The organism is Leucobacter massiliensis (genome assembly GCF_002982315.1).
Lineage (GTDB): Bacteria > Actinomycetota > Actinomycetes > Actinomycetales > Microbacteriaceae > Leucobacter > Leucobacter massiliensis.
Genome location: NZ_MWZD01000017.1, coordinates 257,517 through 278,917, shown reverse-complemented (window position 1 = coordinate 278,917; position 21,401 = coordinate 257,517). Strand labels below are relative to the sequence as shown.

Annotated in this window: 24 protein-coding genes and 1 pseudogene; 12 read left to right on the top strand and 13 right to left on the bottom strand. The window is 73.5% G+C overall.

Translation table 11 applies throughout. From position 1 onward, the window contains the following. Positions 1–9: 9 nt before the first annotated feature. The gene (locus tag B4915_RS08160; RefSeq protein ID WP_146120040.1) at positions 10–669 is read right to left on the bottom strand and encodes a hypothetical protein; all 660 of its coding nucleotides are present in this window, start codon (positions 667–669) and stop codon (positions 10–12) included. Positions 670–724: 55 nt separating this feature from the next. Between B4915_RS08160 and B4915_RS08155 the strand changes: the two genes are divergently transcribed. Continuing rightward, positions 725–1,048 carry a GNAT family N-acetyltransferase gene (locus B4915_RS08155; protein ID WP_105805310.1) on the top strand — a complete coding sequence of 108 codons (324 nt, stop codon included), beginning with the start codon at positions 725–727 and terminating at the stop codon, positions 1,046–1,048. A 36-nt stretch (positions 1,049–1,084) separates the two neighbouring features. Here B4915_RS08155 and B4915_RS08150 read toward each other — a convergent pair whose 3' ends face one another. Continuing rightward, positions 1,085–1,729: an asparagine synthase gene (locus B4915_RS08150; RefSeq protein WP_105805309.1), complete on the bottom strand. Its 645-nt coding sequence runs from the start codon at positions 1,727–1,729 to the stop codon at positions 1,085–1,087. A gap of 281 nt (positions 1,730–2,010) precedes the next feature. On the opposite strand from B4915_RS08150, the gene B4915_RS08145 reads away from it, so the two are divergent. Beyond that, positions 2,011–2,331 (top strand): DMT family transporter, encoded by a 321-nt coding sequence (locus B4915_RS08145; protein ID WP_105805308.1) that lies wholly within the window; start codon positions 2,011–2,013, stop codon positions 2,329–2,331. Position 2,332: 1 nt separating this feature from the next. Beyond that, a complete protein-coding gene (locus B4915_RS08140; RefSeq protein WP_105805307.1) occupies positions 2,333–2,746 on the top strand; it encodes a DMT family transporter in 414 nt (137 codons plus the stop codon). On the opposite strand, the gene B4915_RS08135 is transcribed toward B4915_RS08140, so the two are convergent. The 3 genes from B4915_RS08135 to B4915_RS08125 form a co-directional block, all read right to left on the bottom strand. Then, entirely contained in the window at positions 2,688–3,371 is a 684-nt protein-coding gene (locus tag B4915_RS08135; protein WP_105805306.1) for a metal-dependent transcriptional regulator, read from the bottom strand. The genes B4915_RS08140 and B4915_RS08135 overlap by 59 nt on opposite strands. Before the next feature lie 90 nt (positions 3,372–3,461). Further along, complete coding sequence (gene pdxR / locus B4915_RS08130) at positions 3,462–5,018, bottom strand: MocR-like pyridoxine biosynthesis transcription factor PdxR (RefSeq protein WP_105805305.1); 1,557 nt, start codon at positions 5,016–5,018, stop codon at positions 3,462–3,464. Between the two features lie 42 nt (positions 5,019–5,060). After that, a complete protein-coding gene (locus B4915_RS08125) occupies positions 5,061–5,897 on the bottom strand; it encodes a DNA-methyltransferase (protein ID WP_105805785.1) in 837 nt (278 codons plus the stop codon). A 139-nt stretch (positions 5,898–6,036) separates the two neighbouring features. On the opposite strand from B4915_RS08125, the gene B4915_RS08120 reads away from it, so the two are divergent. Continuing rightward, complete coding sequence (locus tag B4915_RS08120; protein ID WP_105805304.1) at positions 6,037–6,393, top strand: VOC family protein; 357 nt, start codon at positions 6,037–6,039, stop codon at positions 6,391–6,393. A 132-nt stretch (positions 6,394–6,525) separates the two neighbouring features. Here B4915_RS08120 and B4915_RS08115 read toward each other — a convergent pair whose 3' ends face one another. Together B4915_RS08115 and B4915_RS08110 are read right to left on the bottom strand one after the other, a co-directional pair. After that, the gene (locus tag B4915_RS08115; RefSeq protein WP_105805303.1) at positions 6,526–7,629 is read right to left on the bottom strand and encodes an enoyl-CoA hydratase/isomerase family protein; all 1,104 of its coding nucleotides are present in this window, start codon (positions 7,627–7,629) and stop codon (positions 6,526–6,528) included. Between the two features lie 196 nt (positions 7,630–7,825). Beyond that, positions 7,826–9,160 carry an MFS transporter gene (locus B4915_RS08110; protein WP_181158502.1) on the bottom strand — a complete coding sequence of 445 codons (1,335 nt, stop codon included), beginning with the start codon at positions 9,158–9,160 and terminating at the stop codon, positions 7,826–7,828. Positions 9,161–9,278: 118 nt separating this feature from the next. On the opposite strand from B4915_RS08110, the gene B4915_RS08105 reads away from it, so the two are divergent. From B4915_RS08105 to B4915_RS08090, 4 genes and pseudogenes are all read left to right on the top strand, one after another. Beyond that, positions 9,279–10,115 carry a DUF3097 family protein gene (locus B4915_RS08105; RefSeq protein WP_105805302.1) on the top strand — a complete coding sequence of 279 codons (837 nt, stop codon included), beginning with the start codon at positions 9,279–9,281 and terminating at the stop codon, positions 10,113–10,115. An 82-nt stretch (positions 10,116–10,197) separates the two neighbouring features. Then, positions 10,198–11,088, top strand: coding sequence for an arginase family protein (locus B4915_RS08100; RefSeq protein WP_245907406.1), 891 nt, complete (start codon positions 10,198–10,200; stop codon positions 11,086–11,088). Then, positions 11,085–11,456, top strand: a pseudogene (locus B4915_RS08095) (Fe-S oxidoreductase); the annotation flags it as partial. The gene B4915_RS08100 and the pseudogene B4915_RS08095, both read left to right, overlap by 4 nt. Before the next feature lie 93 nt (positions 11,457–11,549). Next, positions 11,550–12,473: an alpha/beta fold hydrolase gene (locus tag B4915_RS08090; protein ID WP_105805301.1), complete on the top strand. Its 924-nt coding sequence runs from the start codon at positions 11,550–11,552 to the stop codon at positions 12,471–12,473. Between the two features lie 21 nt (positions 12,474–12,494). Here the strand turns inward: B4915_RS08090 and B4915_RS08085 are convergent, their stop codons facing one another. Together B4915_RS08085 and B4915_RS08080 are read right to left on the bottom strand one after the other, a co-directional pair. After that, on the bottom strand, positions 12,495–12,743 hold the full coding sequence (locus B4915_RS08085) for an anti-sigma factor family protein (RefSeq protein ID WP_105805300.1): 249 nt from the start codon (positions 12,741–12,743) through the stop codon (positions 12,495–12,497). Next, positions 12,740–13,384, bottom strand: coding sequence for a sigma-70 family RNA polymerase sigma factor (locus B4915_RS08080; RefSeq protein WP_245907405.1), 645 nt, complete (start codon positions 13,382–13,384; stop codon positions 12,740–12,742). The genes B4915_RS08085 and B4915_RS08080 overlap by 4 nt, the downstream gene beginning before the upstream one ends. Before the next feature lie 65 nt (positions 13,385–13,449). Between B4915_RS08080 and aroA the strand changes: the two genes are divergently transcribed. The 3 genes from aroA (at position 13,450) to bcp (ending at position 16,696) form a co-directional block, all read left to right on the top strand. Continuing rightward, a complete protein-coding gene (aroA, locus tag B4915_RS08075; RefSeq protein WP_245907404.1) occupies positions 13,450–15,030 on the top strand; it encodes a 3-phosphoshikimate 1-carboxyvinyltransferase in 1,581 nt (526 codons plus the stop codon). Next, entirely contained in the window at positions 15,027–16,103 is a 1,077-nt protein-coding gene (rsgA, locus tag B4915_RS08070; RefSeq protein ID WP_105805299.1) for a ribosome small subunit-dependent GTPase A, read from the top strand. Before aroA ends, rsgA begins: the two co-directional genes overlap by 4 nt. A gap of 113 nt (positions 16,104–16,216) precedes the next feature. Then, positions 16,217–16,696, top strand: coding sequence for a thioredoxin-dependent thiol peroxidase (gene bcp / locus B4915_RS08065; RefSeq protein ID WP_105805298.1), 480 nt, complete (start codon positions 16,217–16,219; stop codon positions 16,694–16,696). A gap of 75 nt (positions 16,697–16,771) precedes the next feature. Here the strand turns inward: bcp and B4915_RS08060 are convergent, their stop codons facing one another. Next, positions 16,772–17,191 carry a hypothetical protein gene (locus B4915_RS08060; protein WP_105805297.1) on the bottom strand — a complete coding sequence of 140 codons (420 nt, stop codon included), beginning with the start codon at positions 17,189–17,191 and terminating at the stop codon, positions 16,772–16,774. Positions 17,192–17,387: 196 nt separating this feature from the next. On the opposite strand from B4915_RS08060, the gene B4915_RS08055 reads away from it, so the two are divergent. Continuing rightward, positions 17,388–17,636 (top strand): WhiB family transcriptional regulator, encoded by a 249-nt coding sequence (locus tag B4915_RS08055; RefSeq protein ID WP_017884807.1) that lies wholly within the window; start codon positions 17,388–17,390, stop codon positions 17,634–17,636. A 193-nt stretch (positions 17,637–17,829) separates the two neighbouring features. Here B4915_RS08055 and argG read toward each other — a convergent pair whose 3' ends face one another. From argG to B4915_RS08040, 3 genes are all read right to left on the bottom strand, one after another. Further along, the gene (gene argG, locus B4915_RS08050) at positions 17,830–19,251 is read right to left on the bottom strand and encodes an argininosuccinate synthase (protein WP_105805296.1); all 1,422 of its coding nucleotides are present in this window, start codon (positions 19,249–19,251) and stop codon (positions 17,830–17,832) included. A 102-nt stretch (positions 19,252–19,353) separates the two neighbouring features. Continuing rightward, a complete protein-coding gene (locus tag B4915_RS08045; protein WP_105805295.1) occupies positions 19,354–20,340 on the bottom strand; it encodes a malate dehydrogenase in 987 nt (328 codons plus the stop codon). A 22-nt stretch (positions 20,341–20,362) separates the two neighbouring features. Beyond that, on the bottom strand, positions 20,363–21,202 hold the full coding sequence (locus B4915_RS08040) for an aldo/keto reductase (protein ID WP_105805294.1): 840 nt from the start codon (positions 21,200–21,202) through the stop codon (positions 20,363–20,365). Positions 21,203–21,401 lie beyond the last annotated feature (199 nt).

Genomic DNA, 21,401 nt, shown 5'->3' with positions numbered 1-21,401 from the left:
GCGCCCCCGTCACGGCGCCTGCTCCGGCGCGCCCGCGTTCCCGCTGTTCCCCGGCTCGGGGTCCCCGGCTGCGGGGCCGGCGTCGTCGGCGCCGCCTGCCTCGCCGCCTGCCTCACCGGCGCCGCCGGCGCCGCCGCTCTCCTCCCGCTCCGCACAGGCCGCCTCGGGGTCCTCGGGGAGTCCGAGCGCGGCCCGTGCCGCCGCGGCCGCTTCGCCGGTCACGTCCGCGTCCTGCCAGGCATAGCCCAGCAGCTCGTCAGCGTCGAGCTTCGCCACCCGGCGCGCTTGCGCGGCATCGTCTTGCAGGCTGGCAAGGACGGACTCGACGGCCGCCTCCGTCCCGGCCGGCCACCGCCGGGATGCCGCGTCGAGCTCCTCGGCGGCACGCTCGCTCGCCGTGGCGACCCCGCGAAGGGCCTCGGCCAGCGGCCGCGCGTCGAGCCGCTCTCCCCCGCGCCCGGCCGCGAGCCGCAGGCGGTCGAGTTCGAGATCGGCCGCGTCCCAGGCGGCGTTCACCGGGCAGACGGCGTCGAGATACGCGCCACCGGCGGCGCTCACGGAAAGCACTTCGGGGGGAGGCGGCTCCGGGTCCGAGCACCCGAGCACGGTGAGGCAGAGCGTTGCGCACGCCGCCATCGCGGCGGCCCGGATCCCGCTCCTCGTTCGCACGGTACCGAGGATACCGGCCCTTCCGGGGCCGCTCGGCGGACACTAGGGTGGGGGCATGGCGAGATACTCGGACGAGGTTCAGGCAGCGGCCGACGGTTTCGCAATCGTTCACGAGCCGGATCGGGGGCGCTATGCGCTGTACCGGGAGGACTCCGGCGCGCGCAGCCTCGTCGGGGAGGCGCACTACTCGCTGATCGGCGAGGACGCCATCGACTTCGACCACACGGTGGTCGCCCCCGCGCTCCGGGGCACGGGGCTGGCGGGGCTGCTCGCCCGCCGTGCGCTCACGGGCGATGCGGTCGGCGGGCGCCGCGTGCGCGCCTCGTGCTGGTACGTCGCCGGCGTCATCGAGCGCCACCCCGAGCTGCTCGCGCGCTGAGCGGAGCGACGCTGCGGGCCGGGCCGACCGCGTCGCTCAGGACGTCTTGCCTCGGCGCAGCCTGCGGCCCTTCGGGGAGCCGGTCCGCTGCTGCACGAGCGCGGTGAGGTCCTTCTCGATGAGCTGCTGGATCCGCCCCTCGCGCTCGCTGCGGTACTCCTCGTCGTGGCCGCCGCTGTAGTAGGGGTGCGTCGCGCGTTCCTTCAGCGAGTCGCCGATCTCGTGCCAGGCCAGCTCACGCGCGCGTTCGGCGGTGGCGCGCAGGTACTCCTCGTCGCGGGCGCGCTCGCGCAGCTCGACGGCGACGCCCTCGTACACCTCCTGCCGGTGGCGCAGCGTGCGGTTGTCGTCGTTGCCGTAGTCGGACTCGCTCCAGGAGCTGCGGCCGGTGTCCCGGATCTCGTCGCGCATCCGCGCGATGTGCTGGGCGTCGCGCTCGCGCTCGGAGGCGAGGTCTTCCGTGGCCTCGCGCACCATGTCCACGATCTGCGACTCGTCGTAGTCGACGTGACGCTTCAGCGCGTTCATGATGATCGCGTTCTTGACGGTCATGCGCACGGCCACGTCGGCGACCAGGAGCCCCTGCTCGACGATCTCCTCGACCGGGGCGAGTACGCGGCGGGGCAGCCTGCGGGGCGGGCGGTTCTTCCCGCGCTTGCGTCGTTTCGACCAACCGAACACCGCGCTCCTCTCCAGGCCCCTCGCCCTCGAGTCCATTATCCCGCATCCGGGCCGGAGTCGCCCGCTTTCCGTTCCCCGCGCGAGCCGTGGCGCGGACCGCACCACCGAGGCGCAGACCGCACGACCGTGGCTCGATCTGCGCAGGCGTGGCTTGAGCTGCACAGCCGCCGCACAGCCCGAGCGCTCGGCCTGTGTGGAAGACTGTCTCGGGACCCCTGTGGGAAGGGGTGCGGACGAGGGAGCAGTACCCGCTCACTGACGACTGCCAGAGAGATGAAGCCGTGTCACTCGCGTGGACCGTGTTGATCCTGAGCGGAGTGCTGGAGGCGGTGTGGGCCTCCGCGCTCGATGCGTCGAGAGGTTTCCGCCGGCTCTGGCCGAGCGTTCTCTTCCTCGTCTCACTCCTGGCCAGCTTCCTGGGGCTCGCCTACGCCATGCTCGAGATCCCCGTCGGCACCGCCTACGCGGTGTGGGTGGGGATCGGTGCCGTGCTCACCGCCGCTTGGGCGATGGCCACCCGGCGCGACCGGCCGACGCTGCTCCGCATCGCGCTCCTGTTCGGCCTCGTCGCGTGCGTCGTCGGGCTGAAGGTGGTGAGCTGAGGTGCGCGCCCCCCGCCCCGCCCCGCGGCAGCCTGCCGCGGCGAAGGTCGCCCGCGGCTCGCACTGGGCGGTGCTGTTCGCCAGTGCCGGCCTGGAAGCCGTCTGGGCCGTCGCCCTCGCGGAGTCCGAGGGCTTCACCGTGTTCCTGCCCGCGCTCGTGTTCTGCATCGCGAGCCCGCTCAGCATGGCCGGCCTCGGCTACGCGATGCTCGGCATCCCCGTCAGCATCGCCTACGCGGTCTGGACCGGCCTCGGCGCCGCCCTCACCGTGAGCGCCTCGGTCCTGCTCGGCACCGAGCAGCCGTCGCCGCTCAAGCTCCTCTTCATCGCGGGCATCGTGGCGTGCGTGATCGGCCTCAAGGCCGCGGGTCCCGCGCCACCCACACCGAAGCGGCAGCCGCAGCTCCGAGACTGACCGGCGCGGCGGATCCCGCCACGCGCACCGTCACCGTCTCGGAGTAGGGCTCACCCGGGAGCACCTCCAGCTCGGCGTCGACCACGAGGCCGCGGCTCGCGAAATACTGCAGCATCTCGTTGTCCGAGTCGGAGATCCGCTCGACGCGGACCCGGCAGGGCGCGGGAGCCTCGGCGAGGATCACGGCGTCCGGCCGGTGCACCCGGCCGTCGGCACCCGGGATCGGGTCGCCGTGCGGATCACGGCTCGGGTAGCCGAGCACGCGATCCACGCGGTCGATCAGCCCGTCGGAGACCGCGTGCTCCAGCCGGTCGGCCTCCGCATGGACCTCGTCCCACTCGTAGTCGAGGACGCGCACCAGGAAGGTCTCGAGCAGCCGGTGGCGGCGGATCATCGCCACCGCGTGCTGCCGGCCGAGCTCGGTGAGCGTCACATTGCCGTAGCGCGCGTGCCCGATGAGCTCGAGATCGGAGAGCTTGCGCAGCGCATCGGAAACGGTCGAGAGTCGCACGCCCGCCGCCTCCGCGATCGCGGAGTTCGACACCGGGACGTCCGACCACTCCTGCAGTCCCCAGATCACCTTGAGGTAGTTCTGCATGCTCGGCGAGATATCGTCAACGCTCACCCCTCCAGGCTACCCGCTCGGCGCCGGCCCCATCCGGCGACCGCGCGCCGCCCGCCGGCAGCGGCCGGGCGCCCCGCCGCTCATCGCGGCTCAGCTCCGCAAGAGGATCTCGCGCAGCCGCTCGACCGCCGCCGCGAAGCCCGCGTCATCCGGGCCGCCCAGTCCGAGCACGAGACCGGCGGCCCGGTCCGGCCGCTCGTGCTGCCAGTACGCGCCGAGCGCCGCGATCCCGAGTCCGCCCGGGAACCCCGGCGCCGGCTCACGGGAGCTCGCCACCGTCTCCTCCTCCCGGCGCAGCGCCTCACGCGGCTCGCCCGCCAGTTCGACGACGGCGTGCAGTCCCCCGCTCGTCGGCCGGATGCGCACGCCGGGCACCCCCGCGAGCCGTTCGGAGAGCAGGTCGCGACGCGACGCGTGACGCCGGCGCACGCGCGCGATGTTGCGGCGCAGCTCACCGCTCGCGAGGTAATCGGCGAGCGCCAGCTGCGTCACCGCCGACACCGGCGAACCGAGATCGCGGCGCACCGGCTCGAGCAGCGCGCGCAGCGAGGCGGGTGCGAGCAGGAAGCCCGCGGCGAGCGCGGGCGTCACCGTGCTCGAGAAGGTGCCGAGGGTGACCACCGAGCCGGCCGCGGGGTCGTCGAGCGCGGCAAGCGCGGGCAGCGGACTGCCCACCTGCCGCAGCTCCGAGTCGTAGTCGTCCTCCACGATCAGCACGCCCGTGCGCCGAGCCCAGTCGAGCAGCTCGCGTCTCCGCGGCAGCGGCAGGGACCCGCCCACGGGGTACTGATGGCTGGGTGTCACGATGACGAGATCGAGCAGGCCGCTCGGCAGCTGCTCCGTGCGGAGGCCGTCCGCATCCACGGGCAGCGACACGATCCGCGCTCCGTGCCGGGCCGCGACGCCTCGTAGCGAGGGATAGCCCGGGTCCTCCACCCCGACGACGAGACCGCCGGGCCGCCCGGCCGAGAGCGCCGTCAGCAGCAGCCCCAGCCCCTCGCGCGCACCGGCGGTGACGAGCACGTCACCTGCGGGGCGCGCGGTGCCGCGCACGAGCCGCAGGTGCTCGGCGAGTTCGGCGCGCAGGCGGGCGTCGCCGAGCGCGGGAGGCGGGCGATCGGCCTGAGCGGCCGCCGCTCGCCACGCCGCGCGCCAGGCGGGCCGGCTGGCCACGTCGGTGAGGGGCGTGCCGGGCGCGAGCGGCGGCCGGGGCATCGTCTCGGACCCCGCTGCCGGGGCCGCATCGCGCTCTGCCCGCCCGGCGCCGCCCGCGGCGTCCGGCCCGTCCGCGTCCCGGGGTCCCGCCCCGGGACCGCCCGGGGCTCCCGGGGCTCCCGGCGCGCGCGGCTCCTCGCCCGCCGCGGGGACGGACGGCGGCAGCTCCGGGTTGACGACCGTGCCGCGCCCGCGCTCCGCCCGCAGATACCCCTCCGCGATGAGCTGCTCGTAGGCTGCGACGACCACGCCGCGCGCCACGGCGAGCCGGCTCGCCAGCGCCCGCGTCGCCGGGATCGCCTCGCCGGGCCGCAGGACGCCGCCGTCGATGACCTCGCGCAAGCGCGCCGCGAGCTGCGCCGGCAGCGGGCCGCCGCTGCGGTCGAGTTCCACGGCGAACTCCGCCGGGGCTCGATGGCTGTGCTCGCTCACCCCTCAAGTGTGGCAGGAGAGCCGAGCTCCGCGCGCGAGTCCTCAGCCGGTGTAGCGCACCGGCACCTCCGCCAGCCGCTCCCGCATCACCGAGACGGCGGCCTCGTTCTCGTCGATCGCGAGGAAGCGGCGTCCCAGCGCCGCCGCCGCCGCGGCCGTGGTCCCGCTGCCGGCGAAGGGGTCGAGCACCCAGTCGCCGGGCCGGGAGGAGGCCTGCACGATGCGACGCAGCACGCCGAGCGGCTTCTGCGTCGGGTAGCCGGTGCGCTCGCGTCCCGTGGGCGAGACGATCGTGTGCCACCAGGTGTCGGTCGGCAGCTTTCCCCTGCCGGCCCTCTCGGGCGTGACCAGGCCGGGCGCCATGTACGGCTCGCGATCCACCGCCGCGGAGTCGAAGAAGTAGCGCTCGGGATCCTTCACGTAGACGAGGATGTTCTCGTGCTTGGCGGGCCAGCGCCGCTTCGAGCGGGCGCCGTAGTCGTAGGCCCAGATGATCTCGTTGAGGAAGCGGTCTCGTCCGACGAGCCCGTCGAGCAGCACCTTCGCGTAGTGGACTTCGCGATAGTCGAGGTGCAGGTAGAGCGTGCCGTCCGGCGCGAGCAGCCGCCAGGCCTCCTCGATCCGCGGCTCCAGGAAGTCCCAGTAGTCGGCGAAGCGGTCGTCGAAGGCGAGGGTGCGCTCGCGGGTCACCGCGTAGCCCTGACCCCGGAAGCCGAGGCGGGCGCCCGCGGTGTTCGCATCGGCCCGCACGCCCCGCACCCGCTCGGCCTGGCGGAAGAGGCCCGTGTTGAAGGGCGGGTCGAGGTAGACGAGCGTGAAGGCGCCGTCGGGCAGCTGCCGCATCCGTGCGAGGTTGTCGCCCGCGTGCACCTGATTCATCCCGTCCGGGTGCCACGTCTCGTCCACCGCACCAGCGTAGCGCTCACGGGCAGAGAGCTCGCGCGGGTCTCCGCCGCCCCGCGCCGGCGGCCGGCGGGTAGCCTGGAGGGGTCACGGCAGAGCGGAGAACGGAGCAGCGATGATCACGGTGAGCATGGTCACGATCGACACGGCCGACGCGCGGGAACTGGCCCGCTGGTGGGCGGACCGGCTCGGGGGCGAGGTGACCGACGAGGCGGACGGCTGGTTCTGCATGGTGCAGGCTCCCGGTTCACCCGTGGCCCTCGGCTTCCAGCGGGTCGAGGATCCCACACCGGGCAAGAACCGCGTGCATCTCGACTTCGACCGCAGCGCCGAGGTCGACCGCGAGCGCCTGGTCTCGGAGTGGACCGCAGCCGGGGCGACCCACCTCGGCCGGCGCGGAGAGGCGGGCTTCTCGTGGGACACCTTCGCCGACCCGCACGGCAACGAGTTCTGCATCGGCGACCCCCACTGACCCGGCGGCCGCCGGGGCGCCTCCCCGCGCTCCAGGCCGGATCGTGGCGCCGAGCGGCGGGCGTGTGCGCGAGCGGCGGGCGTCCGCACGGCGGAACAGACCGCCGCTCGCGGAAAACACCGCCGCTCGGGCTCAGAGCTCCAGGGCGGGCTCTTCGGGGCGGAGGGGCGCGAGGATCGCGGCGAGCTCGGCCGGGTCGAGGCCCGCGAGGCTCGCGGGCGACCAGCGGGGCGTGCGGTCCTTGTCGATGACCTGGGCGCGCACGCCCTCTGCGAAGTCGGGCCGGGCCGCCATGCGGCTGCACACGCGCAGATCGTCCGCCAGCACCGCGGCGAGGTCGAGGTCGAGCCTGCGCGTGCGATCGAGCTGAGCGAGCGTGATCGCGACCGAGGCGGGGCACATGCGCCGCACCGTGTCGGCGGTCTCGGCGGCGAGCGGCGATCCCGAGCCGTCGAGCGCCGCGAGCAGTCGCAGTGCTGCCCCCGCCGGATCCTCCTGGATCGGCGGGTGCGCGGCGCCGAGCGCCGGCTCTGCGATGTCGTCCCACCACGCCCGCGCGCCCGGCAGCTCCGGCACGGGCGCCGGCTCGGCCAGCCTGGCGCAGACGGCACCCGGCTCCTCACCCGCGGCGAGCGCCGCACCCAGCTGCTCCAGCCGCTCCGAGGGCACAAAGGAGTCGGCGAAGCCGAGCGCGATCGCGTCTCCCGCGCCGAACTCTCCCGCCGTCACCGCGAGCAGTTCCCCCAGGCGGCCGGGCGCCCTGCCCAGCAGCAGGTGACCGCCCACGTCTGGGACGATCCCGATCCGCGCCTCGGGCATGGCGAGACGGCTGCGCTCGGTGACGACGCGGTGGCTCGCGTGCCCGGTGAGGCCGATCCCGCCGCCCATCGTCACCCCGTCCATGATCCCCACGACCGGAATCGGCGCGGTCGCGATGCGGTGGTCGACGCGGTATTCGAGCGCCAGGATCTCCCGCCCGCCCGGGCCCGAGAGCTGCTTGATGTCGCCCCCGCCGCAGAAGCCGCGCTCGCCGGCGCCGTCGAGGAGGATCGCCGCGGAACCGTCGCTCACCGCGGTCGTCACCGCGGCGTCCAGCAGCTCGAACATCTCCCGGTTGAGGGCGTTGATCGCGCGCGGCCGGTTGAGGGTGATGCGCGTGATGGCGCCCTCGCGTCGCGACAGGACCAGCGGCTCGGGGGCGGTGCCGGGGGCGGTGGCGTTGGCATCGGTGCTCATCACAGCACCGTATCTGTCCTTTATACTCATCTGACGCTTCCGCCGCTAAGCATTGGTTATAAGATGCAGCTTCTCGGGCATCTTTCAAGAAATGTAAGTAGGATCTCTTCATTCTACTTACATTCTCTATCTTATACCAAGGCGAGGGGCGGCAGCGGCGGCGGCAGCAGGCCGCGAGCGGGGGCCGGGCGGCGGCTCAGGGCGCGGGCCGGTGCGCGTCGTAGCGCTGGAAGCCGCGCGCGGTGCGCAGCAGCACGAGCATGACCCCGGCGATCACGAGCCCGCCCAGCAGCGGCGGAGCCCACAGCGCGATGAGCGTCGCCACCGCGCCCGCGAGCAGATCGCCCACCCGCGGACCTCCCGCCACCACCACGTAGAAGAGCCCCTGCATGCGACCGCGCACATCGTCGGGGGCGGCGGCCTGCAGGATCGTCGTCCGGAACACCGCGCTCACATTGTCGGCCGCCCCGGCGCCCGCGAGCGCGATCCCAGCCAGCACGATCGCGGGCACAATCGGCGTCTGGGGGGACGCGACCCCCTCTGCCGCGCCCGTGCCGAGCAGCACGGTGCCGAAGAGCGCCGTGCACACCCCGAACGCCGCGACCGCGAGCGTCACGGCGCGCCCCTGCCGTCGCACGGTGCCGAGCGGTCCCGAGAACAGGCCGCTGAGCAGCGCCCCCACCGCGAAGGAGGCGGTGAGGATCCCGACCGTGACAGGCCCGCCGCCGAGCACGAGGGCACCGGCCGCGGGATAGACCACGCGGGGCGTGCCGAAGATCATGGCGATGAGATCCCACACGAAGGTGGCGCGCACGTTCGGGGCGCGTCGCAGGAAGCGCAGGCTCTCGACGACCGAGGACAGGCCCGCCGCGCGCCGCGCGCCCTCGGGCCGGATGCTCGGCAGCGTGAAGATCCCGAAGAACGCGGCCGTGAAGAGCAGCACGTCGAGCAGGTAGGTCCAGGCGAATCCGACGGTGGCGACGAGCACGCCGGCCACGGCCGGGCCGACGGTGACCGCGAGCCCCATCGTGATGCCGCTGAGCGCCGCCGCCGCAGGCAGCAGCTGCGGTGACAGGAGGCGGGGCAGGATCGCGCCCTGGGTGGCGCCCTTGATCGTGGCCGAAGCGGCGTTGACGGCGGCGAGCGCGTAGTAGGGCCAGATGGCCTCGACGCCGAGGAAGGCGATGAGCGTGAGTGCGCCGATGCTGGCCCAGCCCACGACCGCGGTGATGAGCGCGACCCGGCGACGGTCGAAGGCATCTGCGAGCGCCCCGCCGACGAAGCCCGCGAGGATCATGGGCCCGAGCGCCCACAGCGCGAGCAGCGACACGGCGAGGGTGGACTGCGTGAGCTCGTAGATGTGCAGGCCGACCGCGACGATGGTGATCTGCGCGCCGATCTGGGAGACGGACGATCCGATCCACAGCCGCGCGAAGGCCGGGCTCTGACGCAGCGGGGAGAGGTCGACGAGCAGTGCGCCGAGCCCCCGTCGTCGCTTCTGCGGTGCTGCGGCTTCGGGCGAGTCGTCCACCGCCCCAGCCTAGAGGATCCCGGCCTCGCTCCGCCCGCGGCCGCTTCGGCCGGACCGGCTTCGCGGCCGGCTGCGCGTTGCGGTGGCGGCTCGGCCGGCGCGCGGTAGGCTCGCAGCGATGTTCGATGACAGGTATGCGGGAGACCCGGTCGCGCAGATGCACGCGCGGCGCGGGCCGGTGCAGCGGCGCGAGGTGACCCTCGCCCGCGGACTGGTGGTGGAGCACAGCGAGACCGAGTGGTGCGGAGCCGTGGTGGGAGCCCGCGAAGGGCTCGTGCAGCTCGAGGACTTCCGCGGCAAGGTGCGCGCATTCCCCCTCGCCGATGGCTTCCTCATCGACGGAGAGCCCGTGCGGCTCGTCATGCCGAAGCGCCGGCCGGCGGGCCGGCAGCGCACCGCCTCCGGCTCCTTCGCCGTGGAGCAGCAGCGGGCCCGCACCGCGATGCCGAGCCGGATCTTCGTCGAGGGCAAGCACGATGCGGAACTCGTGGAGCAGGTGTGGGGGGCGGATCTGCGCGTCGAGGGCGTCGTCGTCGAGCTGCTGCAGGGCGCCGACAACCTCGCGGCGGTGCTCGACGACTTCGGGCCGGGGCCGCAGCGGCGCGCCGGCGTGCTGCTCGACCATCTCGTGGAGCGCAGCAAGGAGTCGCGGATCGCGCAGGCCATCGAGCGCGGCCCGCACGGCGCGCACGTGCTCATCGTCGGCCACCCCTTCGTCGACATCTGGCAGGCGGTGAAGCCGGAGCGCCTCGGGCTCGGGGCCTGGCCCATGATTCCGCGCAGCATCGAGTGGAAGACCGGGATCTGCCGCGCGCTCGGCTGGCCCGCGGAGGAGCCCGCCGACATCGCGGAGGCCTGGGCGCGCATCCGCGGCCGCGTGCGGCACTTCCGCGATCTGGAGCCCGCGCTCGTGGGGCGCGTCGAGCAGCTCATCGACTTCGTCACCGTGGGCTGAGCGGCGGGAAGCGCACCGCGGACCGCGATCCGCCCGCCCCGGCGTATCCTGGAGGGGCCGTGCATCGTCTGAGGGAGGTCCCGTGGCCCGAGCCGTGTTCCTGGTGATGCCCGAGTGGCAGGGCTCGGCGTCGTCCCGAGCCATGCTGCTCGCGGAGGGTGCGCAGGCGCTGCGCGAGGATCTGCCCGTGAGCGCCACCCGGGAGATTCCCGTACCGCTCGAAGCCGGGGACGCCCTCGGCACGCCGGTCGCCCGGCTGAGCAGCCTGCTCCGGGCCCGCGACGCCGCGCGGGAGGCGCTCGGCGCGCTCGGACCGGACGACACGCCCGTGATCGTGGGCGGCGACTGCGCCTCCGCGCTCCCGGGCCTCGAAGCGGCGGTGCGTGCGCACGGCGCCGGAGCGCTGGCCGTGCTGTGGTTCGACGCGCACCCCGATCTGCAGCACCCCTCCACCTCGCCCTCCGGCGCCGCCTCCGGCATGGTGCTGCGGCACGCCCTCGGCGACGGGACCCCCGACCTCGCCTCCGGCACCCCGATCGACCCGCGGCTGCTCACCCTCGTCGGGGCGCGCGCCATCGACGCCGAGGAGGACGAAGAACTGAGCCGTCGCGGCGTCGCGCTCCTCGGGCCGGCCGCGCTCGACGAGGACGCCGACCCCGAGGCGGCGGCCGACCCCGCCGCGCTCCCAGCCGCGATCGAGGCCCGCCTCGCCGGCTCGGGTGCGACGCGTCTCTACGTGCACTTCGACCTGGACGTGCTCGACCCCGCGGAGTTCACCGCCGTGCACGATCCGGTGCCCTTCGGCCTGGGCCTCGCAGAGCTCACGGCCGCGATCCGCGCCGCCGTCGCCGCGCTGCCACTCGCCGGGGCCTCGATCTCGGGCTTCGCCCCCGCCGACCCGGCCGCCGCCGCCGAGGAGCTGCCCACCGTGCTGCGCATCATCGCAGCGCTCACCTCGGGACGCGAGGCATGAGCGAGGCGCCCCCGTCCCCGCCCTGGCCGCTCGCCCGGCTCGGCTACCTCTACGCGACGCTCGTCGGCCTGGTATGGGGATCGATCTGGAGCACCGGCCGGGTGGAGCGGCACGAGGGCCTGTGGGTGTTCCGCGGCATGCCCCGCTGGACCTTCGGTCGCGGCGGCAGCTGCGTGGGCTCCTGCTACCTCACCGACCGGAACGTGTCCGCGCCGGTGCTGCGCCACGAGCTGAGGCACCGCGAGCAGTGGCGGCGCTACGGGCTCGCGCTGCCGGTGCTCTACCTGCTCGCGGGGCGCGATCCGCTGCGCAACCGCTTCGAGATCGAGGCGGGCCTGGAGGACGGCGGGTACCTGCGCACCCCGCGGGGCGGCGCGAGGCGCACGCGGAGCGCCTCGCGCACGGCACAGGGGGTGCCGGGGCCGGCCGCGCACGAGACGGCGGCGGGATAGCCTGGGCGGATGAGCCACGAGCAATCGCAGCACGACGACGAGTTCCGCTTCCTGGCGGGCGACGCGGAACGCGTCGGTCACGCGGGCGCTCTGCCGCGGATCGAGCGGGTGCGGGCGGAGGCCCGCGAGGGACGGTGGCTCAGCGGGCTGCGCTTCTCACCGGCGGCGGGAGCTCCGGGGCTGGTGGCCCTGCACGGCGCCGGACTGAATGCGCACAGCTTCGATCCGCTGCTCCTCGCGCTCGGCCTGCCCGCGCTCGCGCTCGACCTGCCCGGACACGGCCGCAGCGACTGGCGCGGCGACGCCGACTACGCGCCCGGCCGTCTCGCCCCGGACGTGACCCTCGCGCTCGAAACGCTCGCCCCCGCCCCGGTGACGCTGCTCGGTCACTCGCTCGGGGGACTCACCGCGGCGCTCGTCGCCGCGCAGCGGCCGGAGACCGTCGAGCGGCTGATCCTCGTCGATATCACCCCCGGGGTCTCGCCCGCGGGCGATGCGGGAGCCATTGCGGAGTTCATCACCGGGCAGCGCGACTACGGTTCCGTCGGCGAGATCGTGGACCGCGCAATCGCCTTCGGGATCGGCAGCGACCGCGCCGCGCTCACCCGCGGGGTGAGCCTCAACACGCGCCGACGCGCCGACGGCCGGCTGGAGTGGACCCACCACCTGGCGCACCTCGAGGGGCTGCCCTCCGCGGCGTCCGGCGATCCCCTCCCCTTCGCTCCCGTGTGGGACGCGCTCACGGCGCTCGCCGGCCGGTCCGTGCCCCTCGCGCTGATCCGCGCGGCATCCGGCATGCTCGGCGAGTCGCACGAGGCGGAGTGGCGGGAGCGGCTGCCGGGCGCGCCCGTGCGCACGGTCGCCGGACCGCACAACCTCCACGAGGCGAACCCGCGGGGCCTCGCCGCAGCCGTGCGCGAACTGATCGGCTGAACAGCTCCGGCGATGCGGGCCTCAGCCTGCGACGCGCAGGCCCCGCAGGATCGCGTCGCGCAGCTCGGCGGGCGGGCAGTTGCTGATCCGCTCGTCCTCGCAGGCCCGCCGCACCACCTCGGTGAGCTGGATGCACACCCGCTCCTCCGTGCGGCAGTCGTCGCAGTGGTCGAGGTGCTCGCGGATCGGGGCCGACTCCTCGGCGCAGAGCTCGCCGCGCAGCAGCTCGTACAGGTTGGCCTTGGCCTTCTCGCAGCCGCAATCGCTCATCGCGCGTCCTCCTCGCTCTTCGTGTCCCGGGCCGATGCCGCCTTCTTCGCCGGTGCCGCACCCGTACCTGTTCCAACGCCCTGCTCGCCCGCGTATTCCCCGAGCGCCTTGCGCAGCCGCGCGCGGCCGCGGTGCAGGCGGCTCATCACGGTGCCGATCGGCACCTCCGCGATGTCGGCGATCTCCTGATAGCTGAAGCCCTCCACATCGGCGAGGTAGACGGCGATCCGGAAGTCCTCGGGGAGCGCGTTGAGGGCGTCGGTCACGACCGTGGCCGGCGTCCGGTCGATGGCCTCGGCCTCGGCGGAGCGCGCCGCCATCGCGGTGGTCGACTCGGCCCCGCCGAGCTGCCAGTCCTCTAGGTCCTCCACGACCCCCAGGTACGGCTCGCGCTGCTTCTTGCGGTAGGTGTTGATGTAGCTGTTGGTCATGATCCGGTACAGCCAGGCCTTCAGATTGGTGCCCTCCGTGAAGGAGGCGAAGGCGGAGTAGGCCTTCAGGAACGTCTCCTGCACGAGATCCTGGGCGTCCTGCGGATTGCGGGTCATCTTCATGGCCGCGCCGTACAGCTGATCGAGCAGGGGCAGTGCCTCCTCGGTGAAGCGCTGTTCGAGTCTCTCCTGCGCTGCGGTATCACTCACACCCTCGATCCTAGGGCGTACCCGGCACGTCCTCGCCAGGCCGGCGCCGGGTAGACTCGGAGGCGATGCTTGAAGCGAAGATGAACCAGGGCAAGGACGGCGACGAGGCGCGCTCCGGCGAGGGAGCGGACGCGGCCGCCCAGCTGTGGCCGGCGCCGTCGGGCAGCGGCCCGCTGAACGCGCGGGTGTCGCTCCCGGGTTCGAAGTCGCTGACCGGTCGCGAACTCGTGCTCGCCGCTCTCGCCGACGGCCCGGGCGTGCTCCGGGCACCCCTGCACTCGCGCGACTCCGCGCTGATGATCGACGCGCTGCGCGCGCTGGGCACCGTGATCGAGGAGATCCCGAACGGCAGCGTCTTCGGCCCCGATCTGCGCGTGACCCCGGCCGCGGAGCTCACGGGTTCCACCTCCATCGCCTGCGGGCTCGCCGGCACGGTGATGCGCTTCGTGCCGCCGATCGCGGCGCTCGCGCTCGGCCCGGTCGCCTTCGACGGCGATCCCTACGCGCGCAAGCGACCCATGCGGCCGGTGCTCGACGCGCTGCGCGCGCTCGGCGCCGACATCGCCGACGAGGGGCGCGGCGCGCTGCCCTTCACCGTGCACGGCACCGGCTCGCTGCGCGGCGGGCGGGTGGAGCTCGACGCCTCGCTGTCGAGCCAGTTCGTCTCGGCGCTGCTGCTCTCGGGGGCCCGCTTCGCGGAGGGCGTGCACGTGGTGCACACAGGCGAGCGGGTGCCGAGCCTGCCGCACATCGAGATGACGCTCGACACGCTGCGTGCCCGCGGCGTCGTGGCCGGCTCCCCCGTGCCCGGCGAATGGACGGTCGAGCCGGGGCCGATCCACGCCCGCGAGGTGCGCATCGAAGCCGACCTCTCGAACGCGGCGCCGTTCCTTGCGGCGGCGCTCGCGCTGGGCGGCTCGGTCACCGTGCCGGGCTGGCCCGAGCGCACGACGCAGGTCGGCGACCAGCTGCGGGAGCTGCTCACCGCCTTCGGCGCGCGCGCCGAGCGGGGCGGGGACGGCGCGCTCACGGTCACCGCTGAGGGCCGTCCGCGCGGCGTGCGGCTGCACATCCCGGAGGCGGGCGAGCTGGCGCCCACGCTCGTGGGACTCGCCGCGCTCGCGGCCCACGGCAGCGACGGCACGGACGGCGAAGCGAGCGAGATCACGGGCATCGGTCACATCCGCCACCACGAGACCGACCGCATCGCGGCGCTCGTGCGCGAACTGCGGAATCTGGGGGCCGAGGCCGAGGAACTGGAGGACGGGATCGCGATCCGCCCGGCCGCCCTGCACGGGGGCGTGTGGCGGAGCTACGCGGATCACCGGATGGCGACGACCGGCGCGCTGATCGGCCTGCGGGTTCCCGGAGTCGAGGTGGAGGACGTCGCCTCCACCTCGAAGACGCTGCCGCAGTTCACCGCGCTGTGGGCGCGGATGCTCGGGCTTCCGGCACGGGACCCCGGGACCGCGGGCGACTCGGGCGGACCGGGACCCGTTCCCGGGGTCGCGGGCGCCACGGGCGTCGCGGGCGGACTCGGCGCCCTCGGGCTCGTGGGCATCTCGGGCACCGTCGCCGAGCAGCCCGCGCTCGACTACGATCCCGTGAAGTGGTTCGGCGGATCCGACGGCGCCGCAGACGCATGAGCTGGCTGCCGCCCGACGACGAGGAGGACGTCCCCTACGGGGAGTACGCCGAGCATCGCGTGCGTGAGCGCCCGAATCCGAAGGCCAACCGGCCGCGCACCAAGCGCCGTCCGGAGCACGCGGACGCGGTGCTCGGGATGGTGACCGCGGTGGATCGGGGCCGGTACACGGCGCTGATCGCGGATGGCGCGGATCCCGGGCATCCGGCAGAGCATGAGGTGCTCGCGGCCCGCGCCCGCGAACTGCGCCGGACTCCCATCGTGATCGGCGATCGCGCGCAGCTCGTGGGCGACACCAGCGGTGAGGAGGGTTCACTCGCACGCATCGTGGGCGTCGAGGAGCGGCGCACTGTGCTGCGGCGCAGCGCCGACGACAGCGACCGGGTCGAGCGCGTGATGGTCGCGAACGCGGACCAGATGCTCATCGTGGTCGCGGCCGCCGATCCGGAGCCCCGGGTACGCCTGGTGGACCGCTACCTGGTGGCCGCCTACGACGCCGGGATCCGTCCGCTGATCTGCATCACCAAGGTCGACCTGGCCGATCCCGAGCCGTTCCTCGCGCACTTCGCCGCGCTGGAGGTGCCCGTCTTCCGGTCCGCGCCCGGCGCGTGGCCGCTGGCGGAGATCCGCGGCGCCCTCGCGGGACACACGACCGTGTTCGTGGGGCACTCCGGCGTCGGCAAGTCGACGCTGATCAACGCGCTCGTGCCCGAGGCGGAGCGCGCCACCGGGCACGTCAACGAGGTGACCGGGCGCGGCAGGCACACCTCGTCCTCATCGGTGGCGCTGCGGGCCCGGACGCCGGGCTGCGCTGGCGGCGAATCGGGCTGGGTGATCGATACCCCGGGGGTCCGCTCCTTCGGCCTCGGACACGTCACCGGCGAGGGGATCCTGCGCGGCTTCACCGAGCTCGCCGAGATCATCGACGCGTGCCCGCGTGGCTGCACGCACCAGGACGACGCTCCCGACTGCGAGCTCGACGCCGCCATCGCGGACGGCCGCCTCGACGCGGCCGGCGCCGCGCGCGTGGAGTCCCTCCGCCGCCTGCTCCGATCGGGAGCGCGGCTCCGCTAGCGGCAACGCGTCCCCGGCGGCACGGGAGCGCCTCGGCCGGGGGCGCCTCGGCGGGGAGCGCCTCGGCGTCGAGCGGTCGCCCGGCGCCCGCGAGCGGCCGGTAGGGTGGGGGTATGACGGAACGCGTGACCCTTGAACCCGGCCAGACCGCACCCGATTTCTCGCTGCAGGATCAGGACGGCACGACCCGCTCGCTCGCCGACTTCCGCGGCGAGAAGGTGGTGCTGTTCTTCTACCCCGCCGCCATGACGCCGGGATGCACGAAGGAGGCCTGCGACTTCCGTGACGCGACGGCGCCCCTGGAGGCGGCCGGCTACCGGGTGCTCGGCATCTCACGCGATCCGGTCGAGAAGCTGCGCCGCTTCGCCGACCGCGACGGCCTCGACTATCCGCTGCTGAGCGACCCGGACTCCTCGGTGCACCGGGCCTACGGCGCCTACGGCATGAAGAACAACTACGGGCGTCTCGTCGAGGGAGTGATCCGCTCGACCTTCGTCATCGACGCCGAGGGGCGGATCGAGCACGCCCTCACGAACGTGAAGGCCACCGGTCACGTCGCGCGCCTGCGCAAGCTGCTCGGGATCGACGGGTAGCGCGCGGCGCGGTGCCCTGCCTGCGCACGGCGGCAGGGCGCGGCGGCCCCCGCTCCGAGCCCATGGAGAGGGCTGCTAGCCGTGCGGCAGTTCCTCAGGCGCAGCGGGCAGCTCGGGGCGGGCGAGCAGCGCGGCGAAGAAGCCGAGCACGGCGGCGGCCGCGATTCCGAGGCCGAGCCACCAGGGGCCGATCTGCAGCTGCAGGCACCCGGTGCCCCCGGCGAAGAGCAGCACGTGAATGGTGAGGGCCGAGCCGCGCACCCACGGCGCCCGGGCGCGCAGCGCGCCGATGCAGGTGGCGAGCACCCAGAGCAGCGAGACGACCGCCATGGCCACGATGCTCACGTTCTGGACGGCGGCTCCCTCGGAGCGCAGCGCCCCGAGCACGGAGACCATCACGACCCACGCGAGGAAGACGCTCTCCAGGCCGAGCAGCACGCGCAGCACGGCCCAGCCCGCGAGCGAGCGCGGGTGATCAGCGGGTGACGAGGTCATTGCGGCTCTCTTTCCAGACAATTGCAAATAGACTATTGATTTGCGTGTCCATCCGTGAAACTATATATTTCGTCGAGTTTCGCGCACACCGACGTGAGCATTCTCAGCCACGTTTCAGGTAGTTACGGCGCGAGATCTAGGCTATCCGGCCTCACCGGTCTTTCGCGTGCGTGCGTTGCACTAGAGGAGGACAATGATGGATTGGCGCGAAAAGGCAGCTTGCCTCACTGTGGACCCCGAGCTCTTCTTCCCGGTCGGGAACACCGGCCCGGCGGTGGAGCAGATCGAGCGCGCCAAGTCGGTTTGCGCGCGCTGCACGGTGACCGAGATGTGCCTCCAGTACGCGATGGACACCGGCCAGGACTCCGGCGTGTGGGGCGGCCTCAGCGAGGACGAGCGCCGCGCCCTGAAGCGCCGCGCGGCCCGCGCTCGCCGCGCGAGCTGAGCCCGCAGCATCGAGAGGCCCCGGATCCCCAGGCTCCGGGGCCTCTGTCGTGCCGGATCGCGTCCCCGCGGTTCGGCGGCTCTCCGCCCCGGCGCGCGCGCCGGCTGGCGGGACCGGTCCCAACGGAGCAGGGCCCCGGATCGGGTGATCCGGGGCCCTGCGGGGTGCCGAGCACGGGAGCTCGCGAAGCGGCTCAGTCGGTGCCGGCGTCGAAGGCGGCCGACAGTCCGAGCTCGTCGGCGTCCTCGTCAATGCCGCCAACGGCGTCCGCGATCTTCGCGGCGCCGCCGGTCTCCAGCTCCCCCACCAGCTCGGCGGTGGCGCCGCCCACGAGGCCGAGCTGCGCGTACTGCTCCAGGCGGGCGCGCGAGTCGGCGATGTCGAGGTTGCGCATGGTGAGCTGACCGATGCGGTCCTCGGGACCGAAGGCGGCGCCCACGGTACGCTCCATCGACAGCTTCTCGGGGTGGTAGCTGAGGCTCGGACCGGTGGTGTTGAGGATCGTGTAGTCGTCGCCGCGGCGCAGGCGCAGCGTCACCTCACCGGTAATCGCCGAGCCCACCCAGCGCTGCAGCGCCTCGCGCAGCATCAGCGACTCGGGGTCGAGCCAGCGGCCCTCGTACATCAGGCGGCCGAGCTTGCGGCCGTCCACATGGTAGGAGGCGAGCGTGTTCTCGTTGTGGATCGCGTTGACCAGGCGCTCATAGGTGATGTGCAGCAGCGCCATGCCGGGCGCCTCGTAGATGCCCCGGCTCTTCGCCTCGATGATGCGGTTCTCGATCTGGTCGGAGACTCCCAGGCCGTGACGGCCGCCGATCGCGTTCGCCTCGAGGACGAGCTGCACGGGATCGTCGAACTCCACGCCGTTGATCGCGACCGGCCGGCCCGCCTCGAAGCGCACCGAGACCTCCTCGGTGGCGACCTCGACGTCGTCCCGCCAGGCCGCGACGCCCATGATCGGCTCGACGATGTCGAGGCCCGCGTCGAGGAACTCCAGCTTCTTCGCCTCGTGCGTGGCGCCCCAGATGTTCGCGTCGGTCGAGTACGCCTTCTCCGTGGCGTCCCGGTAGGGGAAGCCGTGCGCGACCAGCCACTCGCTCATCTCGTGGCGTCCGCCGAGCTCCTCGACGAACTGCTGGTCGAGCCACGGCTTGTAGATGCGCAGCGCGGGGTTCGCCATGAGGCCGTAGCGGTAGAACCGCTCGATGTCGTTCCCCTTGTAGGTGGAGCCGTCGCCCCAGATGTCGACCCCGTCCTCCTTCATGGCACGCACGAGCAGGGTGCCGGTGACGGCACGGCCGAGCGGCGTGGTGTTGAAGTAGGTCTTGCCGCCCGAGCGCACGTTGAAGGCGCCCGTCTGCAGCGCGACGAAGCCCTCCTCGACGAGCGCTCGCTTCGCGTCGACGTGGCGCGCGATCTCGGCGCCGTACTCCTTGGCGCGGTCGGCGACGCCGTCGATGTCGGGCTCGTCGTACTGGCCGATGTCGGCGGTGTAGGTGCAGGGGATCGCCCCCTTCTCGCGCATCCACGCCACGGCGCAGGAGGTGTCGAGACCGCCGGAGAAGGCGATGCCGACGCGCTCGCCCACGGGAAGGGAAGAAAGAACCTTGGACATGATCTCTATCCTAGAGCGCGGCCGGGCCCGCGCCGACCATCCGGGACGCCGGCCCGGGCAGGGCGCGGCACCTCCGCGGAAGGCTCGCGCCCGGGATCGCGCTCAGATGAGACCGAGCTCGCGCACCGCCTCGCGCTCCGCCAGCAGCTCGGCGACGGAAGCGTCGATCCGCTCCCGCGAGAAGGCGTCGATGTCGAGCCCCTCGACGACCTCCCACCGGCCGCCCCGCGAGCGCACCGGGAAGGAAGAGACGAGGCCCTCGGGCACGCCGTACTCGCCGCGGGAGACGACCGCCGCGCTCGTCCACGATTCCCCCGGCGTGCCGAGCACCCAGTCGCGGACGTGCTCGATCGCCGCGTTCGCTGCCGAGGCGACGGATGATCCGCCGCGCACCTCGATGATCTCGGCGCCCCGCTTCGCGACGCGCTCGATGTAGGCGCCGCGCGCCCAGGCCGCGTCCACCGCGTCGAGCGCCGGCGCGCCGGAGACCGTGGCCCGGCTGAGATCGGGGTACTGCGTCGCCGAGTGGTTCCCCCAGATGGTCACGCCGTCGATGTCGCGCACGCCGACTCCGGACTCGGCCGCGAGCAGCCCCATGGCTCGGTTGTGGTCGAGGCGTGTGAGCGCCGTGAAGCGCTCGGCGGGCACGCCGTCGGCGTGCTGCTGCGCGATGAGCGCGTTCGTGTTGGCGGGGTTGCCGACCACGATCACGCGCACATCGGCGGCGGCGCGGGCGGCGATCGCGGCGCCCTGCGGGCCGAAGATGGCCCCGTTGGCGCTGAGCAGATCCCCGCGCTCCATTCCCGCGGTGCGGGGGCGCGAGCCGATGAGCATGGCGACGTTCGCCCCGTCGAAGGCGACCGCCGGGTCGTCGCTCACCTCCACGCCCGCGAGCAGCGGGAAGGCGCAGTCGGCGAGCTCCATCGCGGCCCCTTCGGCGCCGCGCATGCCCTGCGGGATCTCCAGCAGCCGGAGCGCGACCGGCTGCTCCGGCCCGAGCATGTCGCCGGCGGCGATGCGGAACATCGCGGCGTAGCCGATCTGGCCGCCCGCTCCGGTGAGGGTGATGGTGATGGGCGTCTGCGTCACGGTCCTGCTCCTTCCCGGCGCCTCAGCGCACGTCGTAGCTGCGGGGGTCGGGGCCGAAGTTCGTGCCGGCCTCGAGCGCGTCGATGGCGGCCATCTCGTCCCCGCTGAGCTCGAAGTCGAAGATGCTCGCGTTCTCGAGGAGACGCTCGCGGCGGGAGGTCTTGGGGAAGACGATGCGCCCCTGCTGCACGTGCCAGCGCAGTACCGCCTGCGCCGGCGACTTGCCGTGCGCCTCGGCGGCGGCCACGACGGCGGGCAGTTCGAGCAGATTGGTCTTGCCCTGGGCGAGCGGGCCCCATGCCTCGACGGCGATGCCCTGCTCGGCGCAGAAGGCCGACAGCTCGCGGCGCTGGTGCAGCGGGTGCAGCTCGACCTGGTCGACGGCGGGCACCACCCCCGTCTCGTCGATGAGCTGCCGCAGGTGCTCGATCTCGAAGTTGGACACGCCGACCGCCGAGGACCGGCCCGACTCGGCGATGTCGAGCAGGCCGCGCCACGCCCCGAGCGCGCTGCCCGCGAACATCGGCAGCGGCCAGTGGATCAGGTAGAGGTCGACCCGGTCGAGGCCGAGCAGGTCGAGGCTGCGCTGGAACGCCTCGGCGGGACGGTCCTGGTCCGTGTTCCACAGCTTCGTCGTGATGAACAGCTCCTCGCGCGGAATGCCGCTCGCGGCGATCGCGCGCCCCACCTCGGCCTCGTTGCGGTAGATCATCGCGGTGTCGATGTGGCGGTAGCCCGCCTCCAGCGCCTCGCTGACGAGCCGCTCGGTCTCGCCAGGCTCCACGAGGAAGACGCCGAGCCCGAGCTGCGGGATCTCCGTACCGGTGTTGAGGGTGATGTTCGGGATCGGCAGCGCGTTCATGGCTCTCGCTTTCGCTCGGTGCGGGATCGCGGTCCGCCAGCGGGCGGAGCCGGATCCGCTCGGGTGCGGATTCGGGATCGGGTTCCGATCCCCCGCGCCTCAGTCTAAGAGGTCGCGCGGGTAGCTGCGTCGTCGCGAGGATGTGCCGGGCTGGGCTCTGGCAAGGCGGAGGAGGAGGGCTTCACTGGTGGTGAAGACT

Excerpts from the sequence above, each read along its gene's own strand:
- aroA (WP_245907404.1), top strand. The coding sequence starts at position 13,450 with ATGCTTGAAGCGAAGATGAACCAGGGCAAGGACGGCGACGAGGCGCGC.
- B4915_RS08120 (WP_105805304.1), top strand. The coding sequence starts at position 6,037 with ATGATCACGGTGAGCATGGTCACGATCGACACGGCCGACGCGCGGGAA.
- B4915_RS08105 (WP_105805302.1), top strand. The coding sequence starts at position 9,279 with ATGTTCGATGACAGGTATGCGGGAGACCCGGTCGCGCAGATGCACGCG.
- B4915_RS08085 (WP_105805300.1), bottom strand. The coding sequence starts at position 12,743 with ATGAGCGATTGCGGCTGCGAGAAGGCCAAGGCCAACCTGTACGAGCTG.
- B4915_RS08115 (WP_105805303.1), bottom strand. The coding sequence starts at position 7,629 with ATGAGCACCGATGCCAACGCCACCGCCCCCGGCACCGCCCCCGAGCCG.
- B4915_RS08090 (WP_105805301.1), top strand. The coding sequence starts at position 11,550 with ATGAGCCACGAGCAATCGCAGCACGACGACGAGTTCCGCTTCCTGGCG.
- B4915_RS08055 (WP_017884807.1), top strand. The coding sequence starts at position 17,388 with ATGGATTGGCGCGAAAAGGCAGCTTGCCTCACTGTGGACCCCGAGCTC.
- B4915_RS08040 (WP_105805294.1), bottom strand. The coding sequence starts at position 21,202 with ATGAACGCGCTGCCGATCCCGAACATCACCCTCAACACCGGTACGGAG.
- B4915_RS08060 (WP_105805297.1), bottom strand. The coding sequence starts at position 17,191 with ATGACCTCGTCACCCGCTGATCACCCGCGCTCGCTCGCGGGCTGGGCC.
- B4915_RS08125 (WP_105805785.1), bottom strand. The coding sequence starts at position 5,897 with ATGAATCAGGTGCACGCGGGCGACAACCTCGCACGGATGCGGCAGCTG.
- bcp (WP_105805298.1), top strand. The coding sequence starts at position 16,217 with ATGACGGAACGCGTGACCCTTGAACCCGGCCAGACCGCACCCGATTTC.
- rsgA (WP_105805299.1), top strand. The coding sequence starts at position 15,027 with ATGAGCTGGCTGCCGCCCGACGACGAGGAGGACGTCCCCTACGGGGAG.
- argG (WP_105805296.1), bottom strand. The coding sequence starts at position 19,251 with ATGTCCAAGGTTCTTTCTTCCCTTCCCGTGGGCGAGCGCGTCGGCATC.
- B4915_RS08155 (WP_105805310.1), top strand. The coding sequence starts at position 725 with ATGGCGAGATACTCGGACGAGGTTCAGGCAGCGGCCGACGGTTTCGCA.